Raw genomic sequence first — 11,777 nt, forward strand, 5'->3', positions numbered from 1 at the left:
GCATGGCATCAAGTACACCGCGCCCGAGTTCGACATCGACGCGCTGCGTGGCTTCAAGGACGGCGTCGTCAAGAGGCTCACCGGCGGCCTGGCCGGCATGGCCAAGGCGCGCAAGGTCGAGGTCGTCACCGGCGTCGGCAGCTTTCTCGACCCGCACCATGTCGAGGTGGTGGGCGAGGGCGGCGCAAAGAAGGTGGTGAAATTCGCCAAGGCCATCATCGCCGCGGGCTCTCAGGCCGTGAAACTGCCTTTCATGCCCGAGGACGAACGCGTCGTCGACTCCACCGGCGCGCTGCTTCTCAAGACCATTCCGGAGCGCATGCTGGTGGTTGGCGGCGGCATCATCGGGCTCGAGATGGCCACGGTGTACTCGACGCTGGGCACGCGCGTCGACGTGGTCGAGATGCTCGACGGCCTGATGCAGGGCGCCGACAGCGACCTGGTCAAGGTGTGGGAGAAGTTCAACGCGCCGCGCTTCGACAAGGTCATGCTCAAGACCAAGACCGTCGGCGCCAAGGCGACCAAGGGCGGCATCGAGGTGAGCTTCGAAGGCGAGAAGGCGCCGAAGGAGGCCCAGGTCTACGACCTCGTGCTGGTGGCCGTGGGCCGCAGTCCCAACGGCAACAGCATCGGCGCCGACAAGGCCGGCGTGGCCGTCACCGAGCGCGGCTTCATCGACGTCGACAAACAGATGCGCACCAACATGCCGCACATCTTCGCCATCGGTGACGTCGTTGGCCAGCCCATGCTCGCGCACAAGGCGGTGCACGAAGCCCACGTGGCGGCCGAGGCGGCGCACGGCGAAGCGGCATTCTTTGATGCGCGGCAGATTCCCTCGGTGGCCTACACCGACCCCGAGGTGGCCTGGGCCGGCAAGACCGAGGAGCAGTGCAAGGCCGAGGGCCTGAAGGTCGGCAAGGCCGTTTTCCCCTGGGCTGCATCGGGCCGTGCCATTGCCAACGGGCGCGACGAGGGCTTCACCAAGCTCCTGTTCGACGAGGTCACGCAACGCATCGTCGGCGGCGGCATCGTCGGCACGCATGCGGGCGACCTGATCAGCGAGCTGTGCCTGGCGATCGAGATGGGCTGCGAGCCCGGCGACATCGGCAAGACCATCCACCCGCATCCGACACTCGGTGAATCCATCGGCATGGCGGCCGAAGTCTTCGAAGGGCATTGCACCGACCTGCCCCCGGTGAAGAAGAAGTAGGCCGCCCGCGATGCCGCTCACACTTGCTTTCGAGGCGCTGGGCTCGGGGCCTCCGGTGGTGATCCTGCACGGCCTGTTCGGCGCCGGACGCAACTGGACGCAGGTCGCGCAGGCGCTGGCCGCGGACCGCCGCGTCTATCTGCCCGACGCCCGAAACCACGGCGCCTCGCCGTGGGCCGGGTCCATGTCGTACGCCGAGATGGCGGACGACGTGCTGGCGCTGATCGAGCGCGAGCAGCTGCACCGGCCCTGCGTGATCGGCCACAGCATGGGTGGCAAGACGGCGATGGCGCTGGCGCTGTCGCATCCGGACGCCATTGGCGGCATTGCCGTGATCGATATCGCCCCCGAGAGCTACGCCGGCCAGTTCGCGTCGTACGTGTCCACCATGCGCAGCCTTGACGCGGCCGGCGCGGCCCGCCGCCGCGAGATCCGCCAGGCGCTGGGCGACAGTCTCGGCGCCGCGGTTCCGGTCGACATGCTGTTGCAGAACCTTCGCCGGCAGAACGACCGCTTCGACTGGCGCGTCAACCTGCTGGCCACCGGGCTGTGCATGCGCGAGCTCTGCGGCTTTCCCGAAGCGCTGCGCAACGCGCGCTACCACGGCCCAGCGCTCTTCATCCACGGCGCGGAGTCCGACTACGTGCCGTCTTCTGCGCTCGCCGGCATTCGCGCGCTGTTTCCGCGTGCGGCGACCGAGCGCATCGCCGATGCAGGCCACTGGGTGCATGCCGACCAGCCCGCAGCGCTGTTGTTCGGCCTGCGCGACTGGCTGGCCGATGCCTGCGCGGCCGTCCCTCATTGATATCCCCCACGGAGACACCATGTCCGACAAGCTGCGCGAAGCTGCCCTCGACTACCACCGCTTTCCCACGCCCGGCAAGATCTCGGTGAGCCCGACCAAGCCGATGGCCACGCAGCGCGATCTCGCGCTGGCCTACTCGCCCGGCGTGGCCGACGCCTGCATGGAGATCGTGCGCGACCCGGCCGAGGCCATGAATCTCACCTCGCGCGCCAACCTCGTGGCGGTCATCACCAACGGCACGGCGGTGCTCGGACTCGGCAACATTGGCCCGCTGGCCGGCAAGCCGGTGATGGAAGGCAAGGGCTGCCTTTTCAAAAAATTCGCCGGCATCGACGTGTTCGACATCGAGCTCGACGAAACCGACCCCGATGCGCTGATCGACACCATCGCGCGCATGGAGCCCACCTTCGGCGGCATCAACCTCGAGGACATCAAGGCGCCCGAGTGCTTCTACATCGAGAAGAAGCTGCGCGAGCGCATGAAGATCCCGGTCTTCCATGACGACCAGCACGGCACCGCCATTGTCGCGGCCGCCGCCATCCTCAATGCACTGCGCCATGTCGACAAGGACATCCGCGAGGTGAAGCTGGTGGCCTCGGGCGCCGGCGCGGCGGCACTGGCCTGCCTCGACCTGATCGTGAGCCTGGGCCTGCCGATGCACAACATCTATGTGTCGGACAGCGCGGGTGTGGTCTATACCGGCCGCAAGGAGCAGATGGACCCGAACAAGGCCCGCTATGCGCAAGACACCTCGGCGCGCAAGCTGGCCGACGTGATCGGTGGCGCCGACATCTTCCTCGGCTTGTCGGCCGGTGGCGTGCTCAAGCCCGAGATGGTGAAGGCGATGGGGCGCGATCCGATCATCCTCGCGATGGCCAACCCGACGCCGGAGATCCTGCCGGAGGATGCGCTGGCCGTGCGCCCCGACGCCATTCTCGGTACCGGCCGGTCGGACTACCCGAACCAGGTCAACAACGTGCTGTGTTTCCCTTTCATCTTCCGCGGTGCGCTCGATGTCGGCGCCACCACCATCAACGAAGCGATGAAGCTCGCCGCCGTGCGCGCCATTGCCGAGCTCGCGCATGCCGAGATTCCCGAAGTGGTGGCGCAGGCCTACGGCGCGGTCGGCCTGCGCTTCGGCCGCGACTACCTGATCCCCAAGCCCTTCGACCCGCGCCTGATCGAGGCGGTCGCGCCCGCAGTGGCGCAGGCCGCGGTCGACAGCGGCGTGGCGACCCGGCCGATCGCCGACATGAAGGCCTACCGCCAGCGCCTGTCGCAGTTCGTCTACCAGTCGGGCAGCAGCATGCAGCCGCTGTTCGCAGCCGCCAAGCAGTCGCCCAAGCGCGTGGTCTACGCCGAGGGCGAGGACGAGCGGGTGCTGCGCGCCGCGCAGGTGGTGGTGGACGAAGGCCTGGCGCGCCCGCTGCTGCTGGGCCGCCCCGAGGTGATCGCCGAGCGTATCGCGCAGTACGGCCTGCGCCTTTCGCTGGGCACCGACTGCGAAACCGTCGACCTGCTCGATCCCGCCGTGCACGGCGACGCGGCCGAGTCCTACTACCAGCTCAAGCGCCGCGACGGCGTCTCGCGCCTGGTGGCGCAGACCGAGATGCGCAGCCGAGGCACGCTGCTCGCGGCGATGCTGGTGCGCCAGGGCCGGGCCGACGCCATGCTGTGCGGCACGCTGGGCGGCTACGGCGACCACCTGCACCATGTGCGCGACGTGATCGGCTTGCGCCCAGGCACGCGAACCATGGCCGCGATGCAGATGCTGATGCTGCCGGGACGCCAGCTCTTCATCTGCGACACCCACGTTAACCGCGACCCGGATGCGGCGCAGATCGCCGAGATCACGCTGCTGGCTGCCGAAGAGGTGCGCCGCTTCGGCGTGACGCCCAGTGTGGCGCTGCTGTCGCATTCGAACTTCGGCGGCTCGGACGCGGCCTCGGCCGTGAAGATGCGCGAGGCGCTCGCGCTCATCAAGGCGAGCGATCCGCAGCTCGCGGTGGAGGGCGAGATGCGCGGCGACGCGGCGCTGTCCAAGTCGATCCTCGACCACGAGTTTCCGGACTCGGCGCTGAACACCGAAGCCAACCTGCTCATCATGCCCAACGTCGACGCCGCCAACATCTCCTACAACCTGCTGCGCATGGCGGCTGGCAGCGGCATCACGGTGGGCGGAATCTTGCTGGGCGCGGCACGATCGGCGCACATCCTCACACCGTCGTCCACCGTGCGCCGCATCGTCAACATGACGGCGCTGGCGGTGGTCGATGCCAACTCGCACCGCGGCCCGGCGCCATTCGAAAGCCTTGCGCAGCAGGCCCATGCCGCCTGTGTCTGAAATTTTCAAGGAGACATCCGTGGACCACCAACCCGTATCCAAACCTTTGTACAAGTCGCTCTACTTCCAGGTCATCACGGCCATCGTGATCGGAGTGCTGCTGGGCCACTTCTATCCCGACACCGGTGCGGCGATGAAGCCGCTGGGCGACGGCTTCATCAAGCTCATCAAGATGATCATCGCGCCGATCATCTTTTGCACGGTCGTGGTCGGCATCGCCGGCATGGAGGACATGAAGAAGGTCGGCAAGACCGGCGGCCTGGCGCTGCTGTATTTCGAGATCGTCAGCAGCATCGCGCTGGTGGTCGGCCTGGTGATCATCAACATCGTGCGGCCCGGCGCCGGCATGAACGTCGACGTGAGCCAGCTCGACACCAAGTCGATCGCCGCTTACACCGCGCCTGGGCAGATGCAAGGCACGGTCGACTTCCTGCTGCACGTGATCCCGAACACGGTGGTCGATGCGTTCGCCAAAGGCGAGATCCTGCAGGTGCTTCTGATCGCCGTGATGTTCGGCTTCGCGCTGCACAAGTTCGGCGGTCGTGGCACGCTCGTGTTCGACTTCATCGAGAAGTTCTCGCACGTGCTGTTCGTGATCGTCGGCTACATCATGAAGCTGGCGCCCCTCGGTGCCTTCGGCGCGATGGCCTTCACGATCGGCAAGTACGGCGTCGGCTCGCTGCTGCAGCTTGGCCAGCTCATGGCGACGTTTTACGCCACGTGCCTGCTCTTCATCTTCGTGGTGCTGGGACTCATTGCCCGTTTCCACGGCTTCAGCATCTGGAAGTTCATCAAGTACATCAAGGAAGAGCTGCTGATCGTGCTGGGCACCTCATCCTCCGAATCGGTCCTGCCGCGCATGATGGCCAAGCTCGAGAACCTGGGCGCCAAGAAGTCGGTGGTCGGCCTGGTCATCCCGACGGGCTACTCGTTCAACCTCGACGGCACCTCGATCTACCTGACGATGGCGGCGGTGTTCATTGCGCAGGCCACCAACACCGACATGACCTTGATGCAGCAGGTTACCCTGCTGCTGGTCTTGCTGCTGACGTCCAAGGGCGCGGCCGGCGTGACCGGCAGCGGCTTCATCGTGCTGGCAGCCACCCTGTCGGCGGTGGGGCACGTGCCGGTCGCAGGCCTGGCGCTGATCCTGGGCATCGACCGTTTCATGTCGGAAGCCCGCGCGCTGACCAACCTGATCGGCAACGGCGTCGCCACGGTCGTGGTCGCCAAGTGGACCAACGACCTGGACACCGTGCGCATGAAGCGCATCCTCGACAACGAGACGCCGGCCGATGCCGATGCGCCCGAGGCCGTGCTGGACCAGGTCGACACCCGCATGCCCGTGGCCCATCCGCGCTGAAGCGATCACGTGCCGCTACGGAGCAGCCAGACATGAACAACCCCGCGCAGAGGCACCGCGTCGTCATCGTGGGCGGCGGCGCCGGCGGACTGGAGCTGGCCACGCGTCTCGGCGATTCTCGAGGCTTGCGGGGGCGCGCGGAGATCACGCTGATCGACAAGCACCGCACCCACGTGTGGAAGCCCAAGCTGCACGAGATCGCCTCGGGCAGCATGGACATGAGCGCGCACGAGGTCGATTACCTCGCGCAGGCGCACTGGCACGGCTTCCGCTTCCGGCTCGGCGAGCTGACCGGCATCGACCGCGAGCAGCGCGAGGTGCATGTCGCGCCCTACCTGGACGACGAGGGCCGGCTGGTCACGCCGGCGCGCGCCTTCGGCTACGACACGCTGGTGGTCGCCATCGGCAGCCTCAGCAACGACTTCGGCACGCCCGGCGTGCGCGAGCATGCGTTGCGGCTCGAGTCGAAGGCGGACGCCCAGCGCTTCCATCAGCGCATGGTCAACGCCTGCATCCGCGCGCATGCGCAAACCACGCCGCTGCGGCCCGAGCAGCTGCACGTGGCGATCATCGGTGCGGGCGCCACGGGCGTGGAGCTGGCGGCCGAGCTGCATCGCACCACGCGCGAGGTCGTGGCCTACGGGCTCGACCGAGTGGACGCCGAGAAGGACATCCAGGTCAGCGTGATCGAGGCCGCCGACCGCGTCCTGCCCGCGCTGCCGCCGCGCTTGTCGTCCGCCACCGAGGCGCTGCTGCGCAAGCTGGGCGTGGACGTGCACACCTCGGCCAAGGTGGCCGAGGTGCTGCCCGAGGGCGTGCGCCTGGCCGACGGCCGCACGCTGCCGGCCGAGCTGGTGGTGTGGGCCGCAGGCGTGAAGGCGGCGGATTTCATGAAGAACATCGCGGGCCTCGAAACCAACCGCGGCAACCAGCTCGCGGTGCTGCCGACCCTGCAGACCACGCGCGATGCCGACATCTTCGCCATCGGCGACTGTGCGGCCTGCGACTGGCCCGAGGCCAACGACGGCAAGGGCGGCCTGGTGCCGCCGCGCGCGCAGGCAGCGCACCAGCAGGCCTCGCATGTCGCGGCGCAGATCCGCCGGCGCATGTCGGGTAAGGCGCTCAAGCCCTACCGCTACCGCGACTTCGGCTCGCTGGTTTCACTGGGAGAATTCAGCACCGTKGGCAACATGATGGGCGGCCTGATCGGCGGCAGTCTGATGATCGAAGGCCTGTTCGCGCGGGTCATGTACGTCTCGCTCTACAAGATGCACGAACTGGCGCTGCACGGCGCCGTCAAGGTCTCGCTCGACACGCTCGCCCGTCTCATCACGCGGCGCACCGAACCCCACGTCAAGCTGCATTGAGCTGCCATGGCCATGACCGGTCCCTCACCCGATTTCGACGCTGCCTGAAGCCAGGCCGTCGTCATTCCCTTCGCATCAACCCTCAAGGAGACTCTCATGTCAGACGATATCGTGATCGTGGCCGCCCAACGCACGGCGGTCGGCAAGTTCGGCGGCTCGCTCGCCGGCACGGCCGCGCCCGAGCTGGGCGCGCACGTGGTGAAGGGCCTGCTCGCCAAGGCCGGCGTGCCGGGCGATGCGGTGTCCGAGGTGATCATGGGGCAGGTGCTCGCGGCCGGCTCCGGCCAGAACCCCGCGCGCCAGACAGTGATCAAGGCCGGCCTGCCGATCGGCGTGCCGGGCCTCACCATCAACAAGGTCTGCGGCTCGGGCCTGAAGGCCGTGATGCTGGCGGCGCAGGCCGTGAAGTGCGGCGACGCCGAGATCGTGGTGGCCGGCGGCCAAGAGAACATGAGCGCCGCACCGCACGTGCTGCCCAATTCGCGCAACGGCCAGCGTATGGGCGACTGGAAGCTGGTCGACACCATGATCGTGGACGGCCTGTGGGACGTCTACAACCAGTACCACATGGGCACCACGGCCGAGAACGTGGCGAAGAAGTACGGCATCACGCGCGAGATGCAGGACGCGCTGGCGCTGGCCTCGCAGCAGAAGGCCGCGGCCGCGCAGGATGCGGGGCGCTTCGACGACGAGATCCTGCCTTTCAGCATTGCGCAGAAGAAGGTCGACCCGATCGTCTTCGCGGTGGACGAGTTCGTGAACCGCAAGACCCATGCCGATGCGCTCGCCGGGCTGCGTCCGGCCTTCGACAAGTCCGGCTCGGTGACGGCCGGGAATGCCTCAGGCCTGAACGACGGCGCGGCCGCGGTGCTGGTGATGTCGGCCTCGCGCGCCGCCGCGCTCGGCCTGCAGCCGCTGGCGGTGATCCGCGCCTACGCGAGCGCGGGACTGGACCCGTCGCTGATGGGCATGGGTCCGGTGCCCGCTTCGCAGCTGGCGCTCAAGAAAGCCGGCTGGAAGGCGCAGGACCTCGACCTGATGGAAATCAACGAAGCCTTTGCGGCGCAGGCCTGCGCGGTCAACCGCGAGATGGACTGGGACACCAGCCGCATCAACGTCAACGGCGGCGCCATCGCCATCGGCCACCCGATCGGCGCCTCGGGCTGCCGCGTGCTGGTGACGCTGCTGCACGAGATGCGCCGCCGCGGCGCCGACAAGGGCCTGGCTTCGCTGTGCATCGGCGGCGGCATGGGCGTGGCGCTGGCCGTCGAGCGCGCCTGACCGATTTTCTTTTTCACACGACCCACCGAGGAGAAAGCAGATGAGCGAGAAGCAGCAACACGTGGTCCTGGTCACCGGCGGCATGGGCGGCCTGGGCGAGACGATCTCCACCAAGATGGTCGATGCGGGCTACAGGCTGGCGGTGACCTATTCGCCGGGCAACAAGTCGCACGCCGAGTGGGTGGCGCAGATGGCGCAGCGCGGCTATGACATTCTGGCAGTGCCTTGCGACGTGGCGGACTTCGATTCGTGCGTGCGCGCCGCCTCCGAAGTGCAGGAGCGGCTGGGCCCGGTCGACGTGCTGGTCAACAACGCCGGCATCACGCGCGACATGACCTTCAAGAAGATGGACCGCGTCAACTGGGACGCGGTCCTGCGCACCAACCTCGACAGCCTGTTCAACATGAGCAAGCAGGTGGTCGACGGCATGGTGGACCGCGGTTGGGGCCGCATCATCAACGTGTCGTCGGTGAACGGCTCGAAAGGCGCTTTCGGCCAGACCAACTATTCGGCCGCCAAGGCCGGTGTGCACGGCTTCACCAAGGCGCTGGCGCTCGAGGTGGCGAAGAAGGGCGTCACTGTGAACACCATCTCGCCAGGCTATATCGGCACGAAGATGGTCACGGCCATCCCGAAGGACGTGCTCGACAGCAAGATCCTGCCGCACATTCCCGTAGGCCGTCTCGGCAAGCCCGAGGAAGTGGCGGGCCTGATCATCTACCTCGCCTCGGAAGAGGCGGCGTTCGTGACCGGCGCCAACATCGCCATCAACGGCGGCCAGCACATGCAATGAGGCATCCGGGGTCGATCTCCCCCGCTACACCGTGTTCTCCTACCGGGTGTTCCGCGGCAAGACCGGAGAACTGCGCCATGCCTGAGCGGACGCTGGGCCGGGTTGAAACGAGCCGTGACGCGCGCCACCGGGCAGTCACTGATGCGGCCCGCGCGCCCTTGTGCAATAACCGCTTCATGATTTCACGGGAGCCGGCCCGGCGCTTCGATTGGCCTTCTGACACCCAAAGATGGTGGCGCGGTTTGCCGCGCTGGTGCGGCGCGCTGGCGTTGGTGGCCCTGGCCGCCTTCGCCGGCCATCAGCTCGCCATGCAGAACGGCCTGGCGCGACTGCGCGAGGCGGCAGAGCACCGGCTCGACATGCTGGCGACCGGGCTCGACGCCGACCTGGCCCGTTTCGAGTATCTGCCCGCGCTGCTCGAGATGACGCCAATCGTCCCGGCGCTGCTCGGCACGCCCTCCGATGCCGCGCTGCGCAATGCGGTCAACCGCTACCTGGACGGCGTCAACGCCACCGCGGGCGCGGAGATGCTCTATGTGCTCGATGCCGCCGGCACCTCGCTGGCGGCCTCCGACTGGGACCGGCCCGGCACCACCGTCGGCCAGGACCTGTCGTTCCGTCCCTACGTGATCGATGCGCTGGAGCAGGGCAGGGGCCGCTTCTACGGCGTTGGCATCACCAGTCGCAAGCCCGGCTACTACCTCTCGTACGCCCTGCGCCGCGACCAGTCGGCGCGCGGCGTGGTGGCCGTCAAGGTCAATCTCGAGGAATCCGAGCGCGCCTGGCGCATGCTGCCGGGCAACGTGGCGCTGATCGACCAGCGCGGGGTGGTGATCCTCGCCACCCGCGAGGACCTGAAGTTCCGGCCGCTGTGGCCGCTCGACACTTCGCAGCGCGCCGAGGTGCAGCGCTCGCGCCCCTACGGCGAGGCCAGCCTGAAGCCGCTGCAGTGGACGCAGAAGGAGACGCTGGCGCGCGACGTTCAGGTCATCGCCCTCGACGGCGTGGATCAGCTCGCTTCGACGCGCGCGCTGCGCGGCGCGCCTTGGCAGTTGGTGGTGCTCGACGATCTGGCACCGGTGCGCGTGGGCGCACGTTACGCGGCCATCACCGTGAGTCTGGCGATGGCGGTGCTGCTGTTGATCGCCGTCACGCTGTGGCAGCGCCGCCGCGCCGTGCGGCAGAAGCTGGCCAACCAGGCTGCGCTGCAGGCGGCGCACGACACCCTCGAATCGACCGTGGTCGCGCGCACCGCCCAGCTGCGCGCTGCTCAGGGCGAGCTGGTGCATGCCGGCAAGATGGCGGCGCTGGGCCAGATGTCGGCGGGGTTGGTGCACGAGCTGAACCAACCGCTCACGGCGATGCGCACGCTCTCGGAGAGCGCCGGCATCCTGCTCGACAAGAGCCGCTTCGACGAGGTGCGCGGCAACCTGCAACGCATTCGCGGCATGGTCGATCGCCTGGCGCGCCTGACCTCGCAGCTCAAGACTTTCGCGCACAAGAGCGAGCTGCCGCTGGCGCCGGTGCCGATGGCGCAGGCCGTGGCCGACGCGCAGGTCATCGTTGCCGAAGCCTCGAAGAAGAGCGGCATTGCCATCGAGGTCGACGTCAAGCCCGTGACCCTGAGCGTCATGGCCGATGAGGCCGCGTTGGCCAGCGTGCTCGTCAACCTGATGCGCAACGCCATCGACGCCATGCAGGCGTCGCCGCGGCGCAGGCTGCGGGTCGAGGCGAGACCGCAGGAGGGGCGCGTGATCCTGCGCGTGAGCGACACCGGGCCGGGCATTCCGCCCGACATCCTGCCGCGCCTGTTCGAGCCCTTCGTCACCAGCAAGCCGGCGGGCACCGGGCTGGGCCTGGGCCTTGCGATCTCGGCACAATTGGTGCGCGCCATGGACGGCACCCTGCGTGCCGCCAACCTGCCGGACGGCGGCGCCTGCTTCGTCGTCGACCTGCCGGCCGCCATCCACACCATCCTTAGCCCCTCGGGAGTGATCAACAAGTGAGCCAAGCCTCTGCCATCCGGGTGCTGCTGGTCGAGGACGATGAAGACGTCCGAACCAGCACGACCCAGGTGCTGACCCTGGCCGGTTTCGAGGTCGAATCCTTCGCGAGCGCCGAACGCGCACGCGCGCAGATCAGTTTCGGCGTGCCGGCCATCGTGGTCTGCGACGTGCGCCTGCCGGGCCTGAGCGGCACCGAATGGCTGCTCGAACTCCACAGTGCCGACGCCGAGCTTCCCGTCATCCTGGTCACTGGCCACGGGCACATCGCGATGGCGGTCCAGGCCATGCGCGAGGGCGCCTACGACTTCATCGAGAAGCCTTTCAGCTCCGAACGGCTGGTGGCCATCGTGCGCCACGCCATCGAGCGCCGCCAGCTCTCGTTGCAAGTGCGCGCGCTGCGCGACGCGCTGGAGAACTGGCACGGCATCCAGGCGGTGCTGATCGGCCGCTCGGCGCAGATGCAGCAGGTGCGCCGCACCGTGATGACCTTGGCGGAAACCTCGGCCGACGTGTTGATCTATGGCGAGACTGGTACCGGCAAGGAACTCATCGCCCGCTGCCTGCATGAACACAGCGAACGGCGCCGCCAGCATTTCGTGCCGCTCAAC

9 protein-coding genes are annotated in these 11,777 nt (G+C 67.9%); all 9 read left to right on the top strand.

Annotated features, from left to right (window positions below; translation table 11 throughout):
- A partial coding sequence (locus AC1DY5_RS24280; protein ID WP_478115504.1) for a dihydrolipoyl dehydrogenase family protein occupies positions 1–1,210 on the top strand: 1,210 nt, incomplete at its 5' end.
- Between the two features lie 10 nt (positions 1,211–1,220).
- Complete coding sequence (locus AC1DY5_RS24285) at positions 1,221–2,015, top strand: alpha/beta fold hydrolase (protein ID WP_478115506.1); 795 nt, start codon at positions 1,221–1,223, stop codon at positions 2,013–2,015.
- A 19-nt stretch (positions 2,016–2,034) separates the two neighbouring features.
- A complete protein-coding gene (locus tag AC1DY5_RS24290; protein WP_478115508.1) occupies positions 2,035–4,359 on the top strand; it encodes an NADP-dependent malic enzyme in 2,325 nt (774 codons plus the stop codon).
- Positions 4,343–5,722, top strand: a complete 1,380-nt coding sequence (locus AC1DY5_RS24295) for a dicarboxylate/amino acid:cation symporter (protein ID WP_478115509.1) — start codon at positions 4,343–4,345, stop codon at positions 5,720–5,722. Before AC1DY5_RS24290 ends, AC1DY5_RS24295 begins: the two co-directional genes overlap by 17 nt.
- A 32-nt stretch (positions 5,723–5,754) precedes the next feature.
- On the top strand, positions 5,755–7,089 hold the full coding sequence (locus tag AC1DY5_RS24300; RefSeq protein ID WP_478115511.1) for an NAD(P)/FAD-dependent oxidoreductase: 1,335 nt from the start codon (positions 5,755–5,757) through the stop codon (positions 7,087–7,089).
- 96 nt (positions 7,090–7,185) lie between these two features.
- Positions 7,186–8,370 (top strand): acetyl-CoA C-acetyltransferase, encoded by a 1,185-nt coding sequence (locus tag AC1DY5_RS24305; protein WP_478115512.1) that lies wholly within the window; start codon positions 7,186–7,188, stop codon positions 8,368–8,370.
- 40 nt (positions 8,371–8,410) lie between these two features.
- Positions 8,411–9,163 (top strand): acetoacetyl-CoA reductase, encoded by a 753-nt coding sequence (gene phbB / locus AC1DY5_RS24310; protein WP_478115514.1) that lies wholly within the window; start codon positions 8,411–8,413, stop codon positions 9,161–9,163.
- A 176-nt stretch (positions 9,164–9,339) separates the two neighbouring features.
- Positions 9,340–11,169: a sensor histidine kinase gene (locus tag AC1DY5_RS24315; RefSeq protein ID WP_478115516.1), complete on the top strand. Its 1,830-nt coding sequence runs from the start codon at positions 9,340–9,342 to the stop codon at positions 11,167–11,169.
- A partial coding sequence (locus tag AC1DY5_RS24320; RefSeq protein WP_478115518.1) for a sigma-54-dependent transcriptional regulator occupies positions 11,166–11,777 on the top strand: 612 nt, incomplete at its 3' end. The genes AC1DY5_RS24315 and AC1DY5_RS24320, both read left to right, overlap by 4 nt.

The sequence above is a fragment of the Variovorax sp. P4_D9 genome, from assembly GCF_056401695.1.

What these genes read in the sequence shown, in the direction of transcription:
- AC1DY5_RS24290 (WP_478115508.1), top strand. Translation starts at nt 2,035, where the DNA reads ATGTCCGACAAGCTGCGCGAAGCTGCCCTCGACTACCACCGCTTTCCC.
- AC1DY5_RS24305 (WP_478115512.1), top strand. Translation starts at nt 7,186, where the DNA reads ATGTCAGACGATATCGTGATCGTGGCCGCCCAACGCACGGCGGTCGGC.
- AC1DY5_RS24285 (WP_478115506.1), top strand. Translation starts at nt 1,221, where the DNA reads ATGCCGCTCACACTTGCTTTCGAGGCGCTGGGCTCGGGGCCTCCGGTG.
- phbB (WP_478115514.1), top strand. Translation starts at nt 8,411, where the DNA reads ATGAGCGAGAAGCAGCAACACGTGGTCCTGGTCACCGGCGGCATGGGC.
- AC1DY5_RS24315 (WP_478115516.1), top strand. Translation starts at nt 9,340, where the DNA reads ATGATTTCACGGGAGCCGGCCCGGCGCTTCGATTGGCCTTCTGACACC.
- AC1DY5_RS24295 (WP_478115509.1), top strand. Translation starts at nt 4,343, where the DNA reads ATGCCGCCTGTGTCTGAAATTTTCAAGGAGACATCCGTGGACCACCAA.